The sequence below is a fragment of the Agrobacterium vitis genome, assembly GCF_013337045.2.
Classification (GTDB): Bacteria; Pseudomonadota; Alphaproteobacteria; order Rhizobiales; family Rhizobiaceae; genus Allorhizobium; species Allorhizobium vitis_B.
On sequence record NZ_CP118259.1, the window covers coordinates 2,791,937 to 2,808,720 of the forward strand.

At 58.0% G+C, this 16,784-nt stretch carries 16 protein-coding genes; 5 read left to right on the plus strand and 11 right to left on the minus strand.

Features of this window, described 5'->3' with window-relative positions; genetic code table 11:
* Positions 1 to 14: 14 nt before the first annotated feature.
* From G6L01_RS13440 to G6L01_RS13450, 3 genes are all read right to left on the minus strand, one after another.
* Entirely contained in the window at positions 15 to 764 is a 750-nt protein-coding gene (locus G6L01_RS13440; RefSeq protein ID WP_174089267.1) for an EAL domain-containing protein, read from the minus strand.
* Positions 765 to 877: 113 nt separating this feature from the next.
* Entirely contained in the window at positions 878 to 1,213 is a 336-nt protein-coding gene (locus tag G6L01_RS13445) for a hypothetical protein (RefSeq protein WP_070166876.1), read from the minus strand.
* Positions 1,214 to 1,317: 104 nt separating this feature from the next.
* Positions 1,318 to 2,691: a GH1 family beta-glucosidase gene (locus tag G6L01_RS13450; RefSeq protein ID WP_070166877.1), complete on the minus strand. Its 1,374-nt coding sequence runs from the start codon at positions 2,689 to 2,691 to the stop codon at positions 1,318 to 1,320.
* A gap of 168 nt (positions 2,692 to 2,859) precedes the next feature.
* On the opposite strand from G6L01_RS13450, the gene G6L01_RS13455 reads away from it, so the two are divergent.
* A complete protein-coding gene (locus G6L01_RS13455) occupies positions 2,860 to 3,261 on the plus strand; it encodes a hypothetical protein (protein ID WP_070166878.1) in 402 nt (133 codons plus the stop codon).
* 72 nt (positions 3,262 to 3,333) lie between these two features.
* Here G6L01_RS13455 and G6L01_RS13460 read toward each other — a convergent pair whose 3' ends face one another.
* The 7 genes from G6L01_RS13460 to G6L01_RS13490 form a co-directional block, all read right to left on the minus strand.
* Positions 3,334 to 4,506 carry a Gfo/Idh/MocA family protein gene (locus G6L01_RS13460; protein ID WP_070166879.1) on the minus strand — a complete coding sequence of 391 codons (1,173 nt, stop codon included), beginning with the start codon at positions 4,504 to 4,506 and terminating at the stop codon, positions 3,334 to 3,336.
* Positions 4,507 to 4,710: 204 nt separating this feature from the next.
* Entirely contained in the window at positions 4,711 to 5,763 is a 1,053-nt protein-coding gene (locus G6L01_RS13465) for a sugar phosphate isomerase/epimerase family protein (protein WP_070167007.1), read from the minus strand.
* Positions 5,764 to 5,861: 98 nt separating this feature from the next.
* The gene (gene xylA / locus G6L01_RS13470; protein WP_070166880.1) at positions 5,862 to 7,169 is read right to left on the minus strand and encodes a xylose isomerase; all 1,308 of its coding nucleotides are present in this window, start codon (positions 7,167 to 7,169) and stop codon (positions 5,862 to 5,864) included.
* A 37-nt stretch (positions 7,170 to 7,206) separates the two neighbouring features.
* A complete protein-coding gene (gene xylB / locus G6L01_RS13475; protein WP_071206522.1) occupies positions 7,207 to 8,676 on the minus strand; it encodes a xylulokinase in 1,470 nt (489 codons plus the stop codon).
* 23 nt (positions 8,677 to 8,699) lie between these two features.
* Entirely contained in the window at positions 8,700 to 9,740 is a 1,041-nt protein-coding gene (locus G6L01_RS13480; RefSeq protein ID WP_070166882.1) for a LacI family DNA-binding transcriptional regulator, read from the minus strand.
* Positions 9,741 to 9,980: 240 nt separating this feature from the next.
* The gene (locus tag G6L01_RS13485) at positions 9,981 to 11,558 is read right to left on the minus strand and encodes a DHA2 family efflux MFS transporter permease subunit (protein ID WP_070166883.1); all 1,578 of its coding nucleotides are present in this window, start codon (positions 11,556 to 11,558) and stop codon (positions 9,981 to 9,983) included.
* 50 nt (positions 11,559 to 11,608) lie between these two features.
* The gene (locus tag G6L01_RS13490; protein ID WP_234892005.1) at positions 11,609 to 12,874 is read right to left on the minus strand and encodes an HlyD family secretion protein; all 1,266 of its coding nucleotides are present in this window, start codon (positions 12,872 to 12,874) and stop codon (positions 11,609 to 11,611) included.
* Positions 12,875 to 13,035: 161 nt separating this feature from the next.
* On the opposite strand from G6L01_RS13490, the gene G6L01_RS13495 reads away from it, so the two are divergent.
* The 3 genes from G6L01_RS13495 to G6L01_RS13505 all read left to right on the plus strand — a co-directional run bounded on the left by G6L01_RS13495 (position 13,036) and on the right by G6L01_RS13505 (position 15,467).
* The gene (locus G6L01_RS13495) at positions 13,036 to 13,728 is read left to right on the plus strand and encodes a TetR/AcrR family transcriptional regulator (RefSeq protein WP_070166884.1); all 693 of its coding nucleotides are present in this window, start codon (positions 13,036 to 13,038) and stop codon (positions 13,726 to 13,728) included.
* Positions 13,729 to 13,843: 115 nt separating this feature from the next.
* Positions 13,844 to 14,608, plus strand: coding sequence for a TerC family protein (locus tag G6L01_RS13500; protein WP_070166885.1), 765 nt, complete (start codon positions 13,844 to 13,846; stop codon positions 14,606 to 14,608).
* 133 nt (positions 14,609 to 14,741) lie between these two features.
* Positions 14,742 to 15,467 (plus strand): sulfate transporter family protein, encoded by a 726-nt coding sequence (locus G6L01_RS13505; RefSeq protein ID WP_070166886.1) that lies wholly within the window; start codon positions 14,742 to 14,744, stop codon positions 15,465 to 15,467.
* Here G6L01_RS13505 and nth read toward each other — a convergent pair.
* Positions 15,447 to 16,211 (minus strand): endonuclease III, encoded by a 765-nt coding sequence (gene nth, locus G6L01_RS13510; RefSeq protein ID WP_070167009.1) that lies wholly within the window; start codon positions 16,209 to 16,211, stop codon positions 15,447 to 15,449. The two genes, G6L01_RS13505 and nth, sit on opposite strands and share 21 nt — an antisense overlap.
* A 55-nt stretch (positions 16,212 to 16,266) precedes the next feature.
* Between nth and G6L01_RS13515 the strand changes: the two genes are divergently transcribed.
* The gene (locus tag G6L01_RS13515; RefSeq protein WP_070166887.1) at positions 16,267 to 16,749 is read left to right on the plus strand and encodes a DUF2244 domain-containing protein; all 483 of its coding nucleotides are present in this window, start codon (positions 16,267 to 16,269) and stop codon (positions 16,747 to 16,749) included.
* The last annotated feature ends 35 nt before the right edge of the window (positions 16,750 to 16,784 follow it).

Consider the following 16,784-nt stretch of genomic DNA (forward strand, 5'->3'; position numbering starts at 1 on the left):
AGTCACAAGGACTGTCACGACAAGAGCGCAAGATCCGGTTGATCGAACCGTTCAAACGCTGGGCGGGCAAGAAGATAGCCTTGAACATAGGGTACGCCCATATCCTTCAGCACATCCAGCTCTTCTTGGGTTTCCACCCCTTCGCATAATGGAAGAATGCCGAACTCCGTCAACATCGCCAGCGTATGGCGCAACACGATCCGCTTGGCCCGATCCTGATCGATGCCGCGCACCAGTTCCATGTCCAGCTTGACGATATCGGGCTGAAATTTCGCCAGAAGCGTCAGCCCGGCATGGCCAGCCCCGAAGTCATCAATCGCCGTCTTGAAGCCAATGCTGCGATAGGTTTTCAGAATGTTGAGCAGATGATCGGTATCGATCCGCTCGTTTTCGGTAAATTCAAACAGAATCCGGTCCAGAGGAAAACCGACCCGTTCAGCCGTATTCAGCGTCAGACGAATACAGACGCGCGGCTCATAAACGGCATTGGGCATGAAATTGATGGATAGCTTTGCCGTCGAGGTCTCCGGTAGCAATGCCGCCGCCAGTTCAATGGCCTTAACCCGGCAGCTCTGATCAAAAGCATAGCGATTGTCCGTGTTGATACCAGCCATAACCGTGGCCGCACCGGCGCCGTCCGCGCCACGCACCAGCGCTTCATAACCAAACACAGCACCATCGCGCATATCCACGATAGGCTGAAATGCCATGGAGAAGGGAACACTGAAAGCTGCGCCGTCTCGGCAACCCGCGCATGACGTCATCCAAATCTCCCGTTTAAAATTCGACCCAGTTCTATCCTGAAATTTTAAAAAATTCACTTCAGCTAAAAAACTCGGAAAATACGGCAGGGATGAGGGCGCGGCTATACCAATCGCTATTTCTGATGCTGTTTCTTGATCGTATCGATTTCGTACATCAACGCCCGGAAGGCGATGATCGCCTCGTTATCAGCAAGTTTTTCATCCAGGACCAGCGGTTCCAGCTGTTTGATCACCACGCGAAGAGCGTCCTCAATGCGGCCAAGCTGCTTGCCGTAGCTGGCCACATTCATCAAAATATCCTTCTCCGCCTCGGGATTGGTCGAGGGGCCGACATCGATATTGAACGTGACCAAACTGGCCTGCCCGACCTGGGTCGGACTATAGACCCAGGTCCATGGATTGATCGCCTGCGTGACATTGCCTGAAAGCGGCAGTTGTACCCGTCCCATACATATTCCCCCGATCAAGATCACAACCTGAAAGGGAATAATGATTTATTGCAGCGCAATAAGCAAGACTATGATCACGCAATAACGCGGGAGCCAGCATAGCCTCATTTGGCGATGTGGTTCCCCTTCGGGAATTCCGCAGCCAGCGCGCTATACCATTTGCCGCTGTTTTTCAGCGTGCGAACCTGCGTGTCATAATTGACATGCACGAGGCCGAACCGCATGCGGTAGCCTTCCGCCCATTCATAATTGTCCATCAGGCTCCAGGCGAAATAACCCTTCATGGGGATGCCCTCGGCAATCAGGTCGGCCACCACGCCCAGATGTTCAGCGTAATAATCCAGCCGTGGCTGGTCATCCACCACGCCCTCGGCCACCTCCATATTATAGCAGGCACCGTTTTCGGTGATGTAGCAGACCGGCAGCGTGTAACGGTCGTAAAGCCCTTCCACCAGCGACTTCAGCGCCGGGGCATAGACTTCCCAGCCGATATCGGTCTTGACCGTCGAGACTGGCGGCGCATCCACCGTGGCGGGAAACTCGGCACCCTCAGCCGGATTGTCAGCAACCCGCATCGGCGTGTAGTAATTCAGGCCCCACCAGTCGAGTTTCTGGGAGATGACCTCCAAGTCGCCGTCCTCTATGACAGGCATGCGATTGCCAAGGGAGGCTATGAATTCTGCCGGATATTCGCCCTTGAAGACCGGATCGAAGAAAGCGCCATTGTGAAACTGATGAGCGCGTTCAGCGGCGGCCAGATCAGCCGCACTCTGCGAGCCGGGGATAACCGAATGGGCGTTCAGCACCAGACCCGCAGGCACCTGCGGCGCGACCTGCCGGATGGCATCAATGCCAAGCCCATGGGCGAGATTGGTATAGTGCAAGGCATGCAGCGCCGCATCCATACTCCGCTCGCCCGGCGCATGCACACCGTAGAGATGACTAAGCCAGACCGAACACCACGGCTCATTGAAGGTCGCCACGGCATCCAGCCGATCACCTAGCCGTGCCATCACCAGCTTGGCATAGCGCTGGAAGGCATAGGCCGTGGAGCGCGCCGTCCAGCCGCCATCGCCCATCAGCGCCAATGGCAGATCCCAATGATAAAGCGTCGCATAGGCCTTGATGCCGCGATCCTTCAACCCATCGACCAGCTTGTCGTAAAAATCCAGCCCCGTCTCATTCACGCGGCCCGTGCCATCAGGAATAATGCGCGGCCAGGCAATGGAAAAGCGATAGGCGGAAACGCCCATCTCCTGGATCAGGTCGAGATCCTGTTCCCAGCGATTGTAATGATCGCAGGCCATATCGCCATTATGCCGCTCGAACACCCGCCCCGGCATATTGGCAAACGCATCCCAGATGCAGGGCTTTCGCCCATCCGCCTTGGTGGCACCTTCAATCTGGTAGGCGGCGGTGGCCACGCCAAACAGGAAATCACCGGGGAAGCGGGCAGCAAGGGTTTTTGCGTCGGTCATCGGGAACCTTTCGACACTTAAACTTGAATAAACAGGACGTATTCAGGTCTTAACGCAGTTGCGGCAGGAACGCCACGGACGAAAAACAACACATCGCACCTACTCATTATGTTGTATTTCCAAAGAAGAAATGCTACCTGAAGATGCATTAATCTGGGGGATACATTTATGAAAACAGCTTTTATCCATTTTCTCTGCGCGGCGACAATCAGCATGGCGCTACCCGCCACAGCCAACAGCGCCACTCTCGTCTACACCGAGAATCAAACCACGATAAGCTATAGCGTTAACTGGACATCAGGCATGACCGTTGAACAAGCCATGCAAACGGCTGGTCCCGACTATGTCACTGGATGGTCGCATCAATATAGCGGCAACTCCCTGCTGATGGTTCTCGCCACAGGTACGTTTCCGGCCACGCCGTCAACCACCGATGGGAAGCTGGGCACACCCTACTGGTTGCTCTGCGTCGATAGTAAACCTGCCAGCACGGGCATGACCCAGCAAACGATCCCGAGTTCAACCTCCGAAGTGAAATGGATTTGGACGTCCCAATACAAATGCAAGTAAGCTGACCGGCTTTAGCCGTACTTCTACTGAAAAAATACCAAGGGCCGCTTCCACGGCCCTAGGCATTCGACTTCAAACTCGCACCCAAGCCCCATTCTGCTTCGACGATTCGATACACGCCGTCACAAAAGCCACGCCCTTCACCCCATCATCGACAGTCGGATAAACGACCGCCGGATCAACCGCCGCACCCGTTCGCGCGGCAAGAATAGCCTGGGCGGCTTCGGAATAGATGGTGGCGAAGGCTTCAAGATAGCCTTCCGGATGGCCGCCGGGAATGCGGGTGACGCGGGCGGCTGCCCCACCGGCCCCGGCACCGCCGCGGGTGATCAGTTGCTTTGGTTCGCCGAGCTTGGTGAACCACAGGTAGTTCGGATCGGCTTGCGTCCATTCGATCCCGGCCTTGGTGCCGTAGATGCGCACTTTCAACCCGTTTTCATTGCCGGTTGCCACCTGGCTGCACCATAACAACCCCTTGGCGCCGCCTTGGAAGCGCAGCATCACATGGGCGTTGTCATCCAGCCTGCGGCCTTCAACGAAGGTGTGCACGTCGGCGGCGAGTTCCTCCAGTTCCAATCCGGAAATGAAGCTGCCGAGGTTATAGGCATGGGTGCCGATATCGCCGGTGGAGCCGCCGACACCCGATTGGGCCGGGTCGGTGCGCCATACGGCCTGCTTGGCGCCTGTCTGCTCCACCGGTTCCGCCAGCCAATCCTGCGGATATTCCATCTGTACCAGCCGGATCTCGCCCAGCTCGCCGTTTTGCACCAGTTCCCGCGCATGGCGCACCATGGGATAGCCGGTATAATTGTGGGTGAGGATAAACAGGGCTTTAGCCTTGTCGGCAACCTCTTTCAGTTTTTTGGCATCCTCCAGATTGGAGGTTAGCGGCTTGTCGCAGATCACATGGATGCCGCGCTCCAGAAAGGCTTTTGCCGCCGGGTAATGCATGTGATTGGGCGTGACGATAGACACCGCCTCGATCCCATCCGGGCGCGCCGCTTCGCTCGAAGCCATTTCTTCAAAAGAGCCATAGCAGCGGGTGGGATCGAGCCCCAGATCGCGGCCAGAGGCCAGGGACTTTTCCGGCGTCGAGGACAAAGCCCCCGCCACCAGATCGTAATGGTCGTCGAGCCTTGCCGCCATACGGTGGACCGCGCCAATAAACGCGCCCTGCCCGCCGCCCACCATGCCGAGGCGGATTTTGGGGGCGCGTTGCTGCGATTTGCTTGCTTCGATGGTCATTGGAATTTCCTCCTCAAGATTCGTAGAACGCGGGGTACCCCCCTCTGTCACTCCCGTGACATCTCCCCCTCAAGGGGGGAGATTGGCCGCAAACCTTGCTATTTTAATCATCAAGTCGCCGACATCTCACCACTCGATCTCCCCCCTTGAGGGGGAGATGCCCGGCAGGGCAGAGGGGGGTATCGCCGCAAGCGGAAACGATATTTACAGCCCCAACATCCGCCGATTGGCCGCATCATCGGTGCCGCTGGCGGCGAAATCGTCAAAGGCATGTTCCGTGACCCGGATAATATGCGCCTTGACGAATTCCGCCCCTTCGCGGGCGCCGTCTTCGGGGTGTTTTAGGGCGCATTCCCACTCGACCACGGCCCAGCCTTCGAAATCATTGGCAGCCATTTTCGAGAAGATCGCCCCGAAATCCACCTGTCCGTCGCCCGGTGAGCGGAAGCGCCCGGCGCGGTTGACCCAGGATTGGTAGCCACCGTAAACGCCCTGACGGCCATTCGGATTGAACTCGGCATCCTTGACGTGGAACATCTTGATGCGGTCTTTGTAGATGTCGATATGGTCGAGATAATCGAGGCATTGCAGCACATAATGCGAGGGATCATAGAGCATGTTAGCGCGTGAATGGTTTTTCACCCGCTCCAGAAACATCTCGAATGTCACGCCGTCATGCAGGTCTTCGCCGGGATGGATTTCGTAGCACACATCGACACCCTGCTCGTCGGCATAGTCGAGAATGGGCAGCCAGCGCTTCGCCAGCTCGTCAAACGCGGTTTCCACCAGACCTGCGGGACGCTGCGGCCATGGGTAAATAAACGGCCAGGCCAGCGCGCCCGAAAACGTGGCATGCGCCTTGATGCCCAGATGGCTCGAGGCCTTCAGCGCGTATTTGACCTGTTGCACAGCCCATTCCTGCCGGGCTTTCGGGTTGCCACGCACTTCGGGGGCAGCGAAACCGTCAAACGCTTCGTCATAGGCCGGATGCACCGCCACCAGCTGTCCCTGCAAATGGGTGGAAAGCTCGGTGATCTCGACGCCATTGGCGCGGGCGATACCGGCCAATTCGTCACAATAATCCTTGGACTCGGCGGCCTTTTTCAGGTCGATCAACTGGCTGGCCCAGGTCGGAACCTGCACGCCAAGATAGCCTTTATCGGCAGCCCATTTGGTAATGCTATCCCAGGAATTAAAAGGCGCGGCATCACCGGCAAACTGGCCCAAAAACAAGGCAGGGCCTTTAATCGTCTTCATAAACATCTCCTCCAAAATGATACTGAAACGTTGCAGTTTATCTATCAAAAAAAACTGCCAGGGAAAACCTCCATTTCCCTGGCAGTGCATCAAAGCGATCAAACGTAGCGATTGACGACGTTTTCCAACAATTCCTGCTGACCGGACACCGGCTGCGGATTGATGTTTTCGCCTTCAACCCGGGCAGCAATGCTCTCCAGCGTGCCACTGGCCAGCATGGCCTTGGCGCCGTCGCTGTTCCAGCCTGCGTAGCGGTTGGCGAGGGGCGCCGACAGCGCTTTGTCTTCCACCATTTTCGCAGCAGCCTTCAGGCCGCGAGCGCAGCAATCCATACCGCCGATATGGCCGATCAGCAGATCCGCCGGATCGATGGACTGGCGGCGCAGCTTGCTATCGAAATTGGTGCCGCCAGAGGTAAAGCCGCCCGCCTGCAGAACCTGATAATAGGCCAGCGCCATTTCCGGCACATTGTTGGGGAATTGGTCGGTATCCCAACCGGATTGATAGTCGTTACGGTTCATGTCGATGGAGCCGAAAATGCCCAGCGCGTTGGCCAGTGCCAATTCATGCTCGAAGGTGTGACCAGCCAGGATGGCATGGCCCTGCTCGATATTGACCTTCACTTCCTTCTCCAGACCGTAAGTCTTGAGGAAGCCGTAGACGGTGGCCACATCATAGTCATACTGATGCTTGGAAGGCTCCTGCGGTTTCGGCTCGATCAAGATGGCGCCCTTGAAGCCGATCTTGTGCTTGTATTCCACCACCATGTTGAGGAAACGGCCCATATGGTCGAGTTCCTGCTTCAGGTCGGTGTTGAGCAGGGTTTCATAGCCTTCGCGGCCACCCCACAGCACGTAGTTTTCGCCACCCAGTTTCTGCGTGGCATCCAGGCAGGTTTTCACCGTGGCTGCGGCAAAGGCAAAGACGTCAGGGTCCGGGTTGGTAGCTGCACCCGACATGTAGCGGCGATGCGAGAACATGTTGGCCGTACCCCACAGCAGCTTGACGCCGGTATCGGCCTGCTTCTGGGCAAAATAATCGACAATCTCATTGAGATTTTTGGTGTTTTCGGCAAAGGACGCGCCTTCGGGACGCGCATCCGCATCGTGGAAGCAGTAGTAAGGCGTGCCGAGCAACTGGAAGAATTCAAAGGCCACATCGGCCTTCAGCTTGGCAGCATCCATCGAATCCTTGAACCATGGACGTTCAAACGTATTGCCGCCGAACGGGTCGGTGCCCGGCCAGACAAATGTGTGCCAATAGGCCACGGCAAAGCGCAGATGGTCTTCCATCCGCTTGCCCATTACCACTTCATCGGGGTTATAATGGCGGAAGGCCAGCGGGTTAGTGCTGTCAGGGCCTTCATATTTGATCTTAGTGATGTCGCCAAAAAAGCCTGTGCTCATGGGTTTTCCTCCTGATGTTAAACGTTTTCTGTGGTTTTCATTGAGCCAGCGTGGTGGGACCCAATTGCTTGATGGCCGGATAGAGCGCGCGGTAGCGCTGATAGGCGTCCTCGTAACCGTCGCGCAAAGCCGTCACCGGCTCGATGGTTGCTTCCGTCGGTGGTGCAGAGCAAACGGCAAGCGGATCGGCCCCGGTTGCGGCAATCAACCCCAGACGGGCCGCACCAAAGGCAGCCCCAAAATCACCATCGGCTGGAATATCGACGGGAATGCCAAGCGTTGTGGCAATCGATGCCAGCCAGTAGCGCGAGCGCGAACCACCACCGATCGCCGTGACCCGCGACAGTGACGTTCCCGCCGATTTCAGCGCTTCAAGACTGTCCCTGATGGCGAAGGACACGCCTTCCAGCACGGCCTGGGTCAGAACAGCGCGGCTGGATTCGTGGCCGAGACCAATGAACGCGCCCCGGATTTCAGCATCGTTATGGGGCGTGCGCTCGCCCGAGAGATAAGGCAGGAAGGTCACGCCGGTTGGGGCCTTCAGCTCCTCGCCAAGCTCATGCGTCAGGTCTCCGGCAGGCTTGCCGCTGACACCGGAATACCAATTCAGGGCGTCCGTGGCCGACAGGATCACGCCCATCTGGTGCCAGGTATTGGGAAGCGCGTGGCAAAAGGCATGCACGGCGCTTTCCGGCTTTGGCAGATAGGAGGCATTGGCAGCAAACAACACACCGGACGTGCCAAGCGACACGAAGGCATGCCCTTCCGCCACCGTGCCCATGCCGCAAGCAGACGCCGCATTGTCCCCCGCCCCGCCTGCAATGATGACACCGGCAGCCATGCCCCAATCCGCCGCCAACTCGGCGCGCAACCGGCCCGCCTCGGCAGTGCCTTCGACCAGGCCGGGCATGTGTTGTTCGCCGAGATCGGTGGCGGCGAGAAGCTCGCCCGACCAGGCGCGCTTGCCGGTATCGAGCCAGGAGGTGCCAGCCGAATCCGACATTTCCGATAGATATTCGCCCGTCAGCCAGAGCCGCAGATAATCCTTGGGCAGCAAAACCTTGGCAACCTTGGCGAAAATATCCGGCTCATTCTCCTTCACCCAGGCCAGTTTCGGCGCCGTGAAGCCAGGAAAGACAATATTGCCGGTCAGCGCGCGAAAACGCGGATCGGCATCCAGCGCTGCGGCTTGTTTGAAGGAGCGGGTGTCGTTCCACAGAATGCAGGGCCGCAAGACATCACCTTGGGCATCGATCAGCGTTGCGCCATGCATATGGCCGGAAAGGCCGATGCCTTTGACGGCGGCAAGCTCGCGAGAAAACTGTGCTCTCAGCCCGGCAATGGCCTCCTGCGTCGCCCTGATCCAATCCGCCGGCACCTGTTCCGACCAGCCGGAATGCGGGCGAGAGACGGTCAGCGCGCCATTGGCCGAGCCAATCACCGTCTGGTCCGCGTCGATCAACATCGCCTTGACGCCGGACGTGCCGAGATCCAATCCAAGATACATGAGAAGCCTCCCTATTCTGCCTGTTATCGCTGTTCTTGCTCTGGCAGATTGTCTTTGAGAAATATGTCGAGACGAATGCGTTCCTGCGCCGCCAACACAGCCGCACCATCGGCCTTGGCCTTCAACACCCGGATGGCGCTGCGCACTTCATGTCCGGCGTCCTGGTTCAGCACCGCATCGATCAGTCCAGACATCAGCGCCGCTCTCGTCACCGGCGTCAATTCATGGGCGACCACCAGGGGGCGACGGTCGGCATCCAGCCGCTCCAGTGCCGCGATCAGGCCGCGATTGCCTGCACCCAGGCTGTAGAGGCCTGTTATATAAGGCGATTGCGAAAACAGATCCTGCAGCAGGGTTTCGACACGATGCGGATCGTCACGGCCTTCCAGCACCGGTAGCAAGGTCAATTGCGGAAATTCAGCCGCCATCACAGCGCGAAATCCCTCGAACCGGTCGCGGTGGTCGCGCACCAGCATCGACCCGGCGACAATTGCAATCGTCCCTTGCCGTCCGCCGGTAAACCGGCCAAGCAGGCTGGCTGCCGTGCGCCCGGCGGCACGGTTGTCTATGCCGACAAAATGGTCGCGCTCGGCACCGCTGAGATCGGAGACCAGTGTCACCACCGGTATGCCAGCACCACGCAACCGCGCTACAGCCGCAGCCACGTCCGGCGCATCCACCGCCACCACGGCCACGCCAGCGGGTTGGCGTGCCGCAGCATCGTCCAGGGCCGCGATCAAAGATGCCGCATCGAAAGCCGCAACATCGATAATATCGATGCGGGTTCGCTCCATGCCAGCCCGGCTGGCGGCATCGAGCACTTGCAGGCGCAGACCGTGCATAAAGGAATTGTCATTGGCAGGCAGGATGAAAATGAAAGGATAAATCCGGCCTTTGGCCAGATTGGCCGCTGCCAGATCCCGAACATAGCCAAGCACGCCGACGGCGCTTTCCACGCGGGCGCGGGTCGCAGCACTGACGCCAGTGCGATTGTTCAAAACCCGGTCCACCGTCGCCAAGCTGACGCCCGCCTGTGCCGCAATGTCATGAACCGTCGGTTTCATCACCACATCTCTCTGTCAGGATCTGACCTTTATCCCATGACCCAGCATCCGTAAATGATTTTTTGATGTACGTACATCAGACTTGAACAAAAAAAGGCCGCCAGGTGAGTGGCGGCCAAGTTTCTGCGGTGGATCGCGGGAATTAATGGCTAGGTAAAAACCTCTACCTAACCAGAATGACGGGGGGTCTTTTACCCGACGAAGCCTTGACCTGCCTTCTCTAGCGGAAAGTCAAATCAATTAGTGCGCCGCATCGGCGGGCACGGCACCTTCAGGTTTTTTTATCATCGTTGAAAGTGCCGTTAGCGCAATAAACAAGATTGTGATCCCTAAAAATACATCCATAAATGCCATGATCCAGGCTTGCTGGTTGACCATGCCGGACAGTTTTTTCAAGGCTGCATTATCACCATCAAGACCATGAAACGCGTAATTGGACGAAAGCGTTTCGAGCCAGTTCATCGCCGCTGGCTTGCTCCAGGTCACATGTTCGACCATGCGTGCATAATGCTCGTCCGTGCGCCGGGTCAACAGTGTGTTGATGATCGCCAGCCCGACGGCACCACCGAGATTTCGTGTCAGATTGTAGAGGCCGGACGCATTTTTGATCCGCTCGGGAGGAAGAGTGCCAAGGGCAATATTGTTGATCGGAACCATGCACGTCATCAATGCGCAGCCACGCAAGATTTGCGGCACCAGCAAATCGTAAAAATCCCAATCGGCGGTCATGCCCGTAACCATGTAGGTGCCAAGCGCAAAGCTGGTAAAGCCGCAGGCCATCATCAGCCGCGGGTCCATTTTCGTGGACAATATGCCAGCAAGCGGCGCGGTCAGAAACATCGCAAGACCCGAAACAAACATTGTTTCGCCGATCATCAGACTGTCATAGCCGCGTATCCGTGAAAGATAGAGCGGATAGAGATAGGTCAAGCCATAGAGGCCCATGCCCATGACGAAGGAGAACAGTGATCCGAAGGCAAAATTTCGATTGGAAAAAGCCCTGAGATCGACCACGGGCTGCTCGCAGGTGAAGGCACGGTAGAAGAACACCACCCCACCCAAGGTCATCAGCAGAGCGCCCCAAACGATGCGCTCGTCGTTAAACCAGTCCTTGTTATTGCCCTCTTCCAGAACATATTCCATCGCCCCCAGAAAAAGCGCCATGGAAAACAGGCCCCACCAGTCGAACTTCGCCAGCAAGGATCTGTCGGGCTTGTCGAAGTCCACGAATGTCCAGACCACGAGGGTGACGATAATACCGGGGAACACATTGATCAGAAACAGCCAGTGCCAGGACATGGCATGGCTGATATAGCCGCCAACCGTCGGGCCGATGGTTGGCGCAAGCGTTGCGACCAGGCCGATGATCGGCGAGACGATGCTGCGTTTGGAGGGCGGAAAAATTGTAAACGCCGCAGCAAAAACCGAGGGAATCATGCCGCCGCCGATAAAGCCCTGGATGGCGCGGTAGATGATCATCTGCTCGATATTGGTGGCGGTCGCCGCCATGGCGCTGGCAATGGTGAAACCAGCCGCCGCACAGGAAAACAGCACCCGTGTCGACACGATCCGTGCCAGCATGCCAGACAAGGGGATCATGATCACTTCCGCGATCAGATAGGACGTCTGCACCCACGACACTTCTTCAGAACCGGCCCCAAGACCAGCCTGGATTTCGGAAAGCGATGCCGAGACGATCTGGATGTCGAGGATGGCCATGAACATGCCGAACACCATCGCCAGAAAGCCGATGACATCGCGCCGGCTCAGCGTGTGCGGAACCTCGCCCGGTCCGGCCGTGCTTGCATTTTCCGTCATGATCCTGCCTCGAAATCCGTGCCTTGCGGTGCTTTTTACTTAGCGGCTTGTTACTTCGCGTCAGGTGCCTTGGGCGCGGTGCGGGTGTCGACATCAACCACAACACTTAAGCCTGCCCGCAGATAACCCTTGTCGAGCACGTCCTGCGGAATGGAGATCCGTACCGGAACCCGCTGGATGACCTTGGTGAAATTGCCCGTGGCATTTTCTGCCGGCAGCATCGAGAAGATCGAACCGGAACCTGCGGCAATCGACACCACTGTCCCTTCAACGGCATGCTCGTCATAGGCATCCACATGCACCCGCACCTTGGAACCCGGCACGATACCGGACAGCTGCGTTTCCTTGAAATTGGCATCGATATAGAGCCTGCCAACCGGCACCAGTGAGGCAAGCCGCTTGCTGCTCGACACGAGATCGCCGACCTGAACGGCCAGATTACCGATCACACCGTCATAAGGTGCACGCAGCACGGTGAAATCCAGATCGCGCTGGGCCTTTGCAACGACCGTTTCTTCCGTCAGCACGCCAGCCTGCGCCTCGGCCTTCTGGGCCTTGAGGACGGCAATGCTTGACACCGAGGAGGCAACGGCTGCAACCGCAGCATCCACATTGGCCTGGGCGACAGCGAGCGTCGATGTTGCGGTGTCCAGCTCGGACTGAGACATCACCGACTGGGCCCGCAAATCCGTGACACGCTTGAAGGACAATTGCGCCGTACGCAACGTCGCCTCGGCGGATGCCTGCTGGGCCTTGGATTGCTGAAGAGCCGCTTCGCCGCCCTGCACCTGCGCCTCGATGCGCTCCACCGTCAGCTTCTGCGTGGCGAGCTGGCTCTTGGCCTGATCGAGCGCAATGTGATAATCGCCGCCATCGAGAGTGGCGATCACGTCGCCCTTCTTGACATGATCGTTGTCGGTCACCGAGACCGACTGGACATAGCCGGTCACCTTCGGGGTGATCACCGCGATATCACCGCCAATATAGGCGTCGTCGGTGGAGATCATGAACCGGCCCTCGGTCCAGTAATTGTAGCCGTAATAGCCCGCACCCGCCAGAACGGCCAGCGCGATGATCGGCAGCACGGGGCTGCGGCGCTTCTTCGGAGGGGCCTGTCCTGCGGCAGGCGCTACCGTCGCGGCGGGCGACGCGGCTTCAGCCCGCGCCTTGGCATCACGTGCCGTCGCGTCGCCTGTCACCGGATCGGAACCGACCTCGCCGGTCACGGCTTCATCCAAGGCGGAACGCTCCTGATCGACCGATTGATCCTGTGTATCGACGGCGCGGATCGCGCCCTTTCTGGGAGAAACAGACATAACGTCACCATACAACAAAGGCGGAAACAATCGAACGGAACCGTTCGGTTCGATTTGACATAGGCCAATTCATACCGCATATCAAGAGAACAAATGAGTGCCCGCCATCTAAAGTTAATTTTTGTGTTGCAAATGCCCCATACGAGCGAAGACACCCGAGCATGACAGTCGTCGACGATGAAAAACCCGCCCAGGCCGCGTCAGGACGTTTCGCCGCAGGTGAAGATCCGGCAAAGCGCGACCAGATCCTGGATGGTGCCAAACGCGCCTTCATGAAGCATGGCTTCGATGCGGCCAGCATGAACGATGTCACCCGGGAAGCCGGCGTGTCCAAGGGGACGATCTATGTCTATTTCCAGAGCAAGGAAGATCTGTTTGCCGCGCTGATCAACACTCAGAAGCAGAAATTTGCCGCCGCTCTGCGCGATATTCTGGCGGACGAGATCGACCTGCACGCTGCTCTGCGCCGTTACGCCAGGGCTTTTACCGATTACATCCTCACCAGCGAGATGATTCCGGCCATGCGCATGTTGCTGGCCGTGCAAGACCGCATGCCTCACCTGTGTAAGAGCTTCATGCAATCTGGACCGGAAAACGTCCGCACGGTTCTGGAGGATTATCTGGAGGTCCAGGTCAAGGCCGGGCGTCTCGACATAGCCGATACCGAGCTTGCCGCCCGCCAGTTCATCGAACTGGCCACCGGCTCCTATTTCAAGAAGCGGCTGTTCGGTGAAATCGAAGTGCCGCCGCCGCAGGCGGAAATCGACTACATCATCGACAACGCCCTGCATATTTTCATGCTCGCCTATGATCGCAAGGCCAAAAGCGGCCTTGAGGCGCAAGCGGCCAACTGAGTAATCACCACCACAAGGTTGATGGTCATCTCACTTGACTTGCCGCCCTTGCTGATGCCGCATCGGCTCCCTATTTGTGTCGCAATGCGCTTTTTGCACGGGGGATATCGATTTTATGCAGGACTTTACCTATTTGCTCAGCGATCCGGCGGCCTGGATCGCTCTTGTGACGCTGATCGTCATGGAAGTGGTGCTGGGAATAGACAATCTGGTCTTCATTTCCATTCTCACCAACAAGCTGCCGGAGGGGCAAAGAGATAAGGCCCGCAAGATCGGTATTGGTCTAGCGCTCGTCATGCGCCTCGGCCTGCTCGGCACCGTCGCCTGGATCGTTCAGCTGACCACGCCGGTCTTCACCCTGTTCGGCCACGGCTTCTCCTGGAAGGACATGATCCTGATTGCTGGTGGCCTGTTCCTGGTCTGGAAAGCCACCAAGGAAATCCATCACAGCGTCGATCCGGTCGACAAGGAAGGCGATTTCATCGGCACCGCCACGACGACCATGGGGGCTGCAATCGGCCAGATCCTGCTGCTTGACCTGGTGTTTTCGGTTGACAGCATCATCACCGCCGTTGGCATGACCGAGCATGTGGTTATTATGGTGATTGCCGTGATCTTCGCCGTCACCGTCATGCTGCTGGCGGCCAACCCGCTGGGCCGCTTCATCGAGAAAAACCCGACCGTGGTCATGCTGGCCCTGGGCTTCCTGATGATGATTGGTATGACGCTGATTGCCGATGGCATGGGCTTCCATGTGCCGAAGGGCTATCTCTACGCCGCCATGGCCTTCTCCGCCCTTGTCGAAGGCCTCAATATGATGGCACGGCGCAAGAAGCAGGCGACGAAAGCCGAGGATGCGGCGCGCAAGAAGCTGCATTGACATTGATTGAGAGAGCAAGGGGCTTCCCTTGCTCTCTTAACTCTTGCTCTCTTAACTCTTGCACGGCGGCATTCCGCCTCCCACATCCTCACCGTTCTGATCTGTCATTCTGGTCCTGCCCTGGGAGCTGCCTGTGATCCTTGATGCCGCCATGCTGTCGCTGCGCAATCTGTTTGCGCCGGAAACCCGTTCGGTGTTCTGGAAAGTGCTGGGCTTGACGCTGGCCGCCCTGGCCGGGCTGTGGCTGGCGCTGCGTGAGCTGTTTATCTTCTATCTCTGGCCCTGGTTTGCCGGGTTTTTCCCAGCAACGCCGGATTGGGCCGGCTGGCTGGTGCTGATCCTCGGCATTGTCGCCAGTATTGGCCTGGCATTGGTGCTGGCGCTGCTGTTGGCGCCGGTTACAGCCATCATTGCTGGCCTGTTTCTCGATGATGTCGCCGAAGTCGTGGAAAAGCGGGATTATCCAACCGATACGCCCGGCACAGCCATGCCGCTTGGCGATGCCATCGTCCAATCGCTGCAATTTTTCGGCATCGTCATCCTCGGCAATCTCATCGCCTTCATGCTGCTCTTCGTGCCGGGCATCAACCTGATCGCGTTTTTCCTGGTCAACGGCTACTTGCTGGGCCGGGAGTTTTTCGAATTCGCCGCCATGCGGCTGCGCCCGACCATTGAGGCGCGGCAATTTCGCGCCAAGCATTCCGGCACGATCTTCCTGGCCGGACTGGTGATTGCTGCATTTCTGGCAATCCCGATCCTCAACCTGCTGACGCCGCTGTTTGCCGCAGGGCTGATGGTGCATCTGCACAAGATGCTGTCGGTCAAAGACCCGCAGTTTTCAAAGGATCTGCGGCGGTAGCTCCACCAGCGGTGCTGGCACGTCGCAGGTCTTTTCCGGCGATTTGCACAGATCGGCAATCACGCAGCGTTCGCATTCAGGCTTGCGGGCCTTGCAACAGTAGCGCCCATGCAGGATCAGCCAGTGATGGGCATGGAAAAGATAGTGCGTGGGGATGATCCGCATCAGGATCTCCTCGATCTCATCGGGCGTCTTGCCGGGCGCCAGCCGGATGCGGTTGCCGATCCGCAGGATATGCGTGTCGACAGCCATGGTCGGAATGCCGAAGGCCATGGACATTACCACATTGGCGGTCTTGCGGCCAACGCCGGGCAGCGTCACCAGTTCCTCGCGGGTTTTCGGCACCTCGCTGCCGAAATCGTCGATCAGCTTTTGGCTGAGCGCGATGACATTCTTCGCCTTGTTGCGAAAAAGCCCGATGGTCTTGATATAGTCGCGCACCTTCTCTTCGCCCAGCGCCACCATTTTTTCCGGCGTATCGGCCACGGCAAACAGGGCGCGGGTCGCCTTGTTGACGCCCGCATCGGTCGCCTGCGCCGAAAGGGCTACGGCGACGACAAGGGTAAACGGGTTGACATGCTCCAGCTCGCCCTTCGGCTCCGGGCGCTGCACGGAAAACCGCCGGAAGATTTCCTCCAGCTCGGCCTTGGAATAGGCGCTGCGGACCGCGACTTTTCGTCCCGCTGGCTTGGGCTGCGCTGCGGAAGAAATTGACTTTTTCAAAGTTTGCGTGCTGGATTTCATGGTTCTGTCATAGTCAGGTTGGGCATGATCAGGTTTGGAAAGAAGGATGGCGTCCATGGGCGAGGTTGCCGATCAACCGATTTTCGCTGCCGAACTGGTACCCTATCGGTCGCTGGGCCGAAAGGGGTTTCGCATCATGCTGATGCTGTCCGGCCTCGTCTGTGTCGGCTATGGCGGGTTTTTCCTGACGACGGGCGCCTGGCCAATCGGGTTTTTCTTCGGCCTGGATTTTCTGCTGCTCTACGGTGCCTTCCGGCTGAATTACCGGGCGGCCAAAGCCCGCGAGGAAGTGACCGTATCGCGCACCACTGTGTCGATCCGCAAATTTACCCCCTCGGGGCGGATGACTGAATTTCGCTGGAACCCGTTCTGGGCGCGGTTTTTCGTCCGCCGCCACGAGGAGTTCGGGATCATCTCGATGTCGGTACAGGGGCAAGGCCGGGCCACCGATGTCGGCTCCTTCCTCAATCCCGATGATCGCGAAAGCTTTGCCAAGGCTTTTCGCGGCGCCTTGGCAACGGTGACGCAGCGGATCTGATTTCCGTCACCACATGGCAAGAAACGGGTGGCACG

Bases quoted from the DNA above. Each gene is read 5' to 3' on its own strand.
- nth (WP_070167009.1), bottom strand. From the start codon at position 16,211: ATGAAATCCAGCACGCAAACTTTGAAAAAGTCAATTTCTTCCGCAGCG.
- G6L01_RS13465 (WP_070167007.1), bottom strand. From the start codon at position 5,763: ATGAAGACGATTAAAGGCCCTGCCTTGTTTTTGGGCCAGTTTGCCGGT.
- G6L01_RS13455 (WP_070166878.1), top strand. From the start codon at position 2,860: ATGAAAACAGCTTTTATCCATTTTCTCTGCGCGGCGACAATCAGCATG.
- xylB (WP_071206522.1), bottom strand. From the start codon at position 8,676: ATGTATCTTGGATTGGATCTCGGCACGTCCGGCGTCAAGGCGATGTTG.
- G6L01_RS13500 (WP_070166885.1), top strand. From the start codon at position 13,844: ATGCAGGACTTTACCTATTTGCTCAGCGATCCGGCGGCCTGGATCGCT.
- G6L01_RS13485 (WP_070166883.1), bottom strand. From the start codon at position 11,558: ATGACGGAAAATGCAAGCACGGCCGGACCGGGCGAGGTTCCGCACACG.
- G6L01_RS13440 (WP_174089267.1), bottom strand. From the start codon at position 764: ATGACGTCATGCGCGGGTTGCCGAGACGGCGCAGCTTTCAGTGTTCCC.
- G6L01_RS13445 (WP_070166876.1), bottom strand. From the start codon at position 1,213: ATGGGACGGGTACAACTGCCGCTTTCAGGCAATGTCACGCAGGCGATC.
- G6L01_RS13495 (WP_070166884.1), top strand. From the start codon at position 13,036: ATGACAGTCGTCGACGATGAAAAACCCGCCCAGGCCGCGTCAGGACGT.
- G6L01_RS13460 (WP_070166879.1), bottom strand. From the start codon at position 4,506: ATGACCATCGAAGCAAGCAAATCGCAGCAACGCGCCCCCAAAATCCGC.
- G6L01_RS13490 (WP_234892005.1), bottom strand. From the start codon at position 12,874: ATGTCTGTTTCTCCCAGAAAGGGCGCGATCCGCGCCGTCGATACACAG.
- G6L01_RS13515 (WP_070166887.1), top strand. From the start codon at position 16,267: ATGGGCGAGGTTGCCGATCAACCGATTTTCGCTGCCGAACTGGTACCC.
- G6L01_RS13480 (WP_070166882.1), bottom strand. From the start codon at position 9,740: ATGAAACCGACGGTTCATGACATTGCGGCACAGGCGGGCGTCAGCTTG.
- xylA (WP_070166880.1), bottom strand. From the start codon at position 7,169: ATGAGCACAGGCTTTTTTGGCGACATCACTAAGATCAAATATGAAGGC.
- G6L01_RS13450 (WP_070166877.1), bottom strand. From the start codon at position 2,691: ATGACCGACGCAAAAACCCTTGCTGCCCGCTTCCCCGGTGATTTCCTG.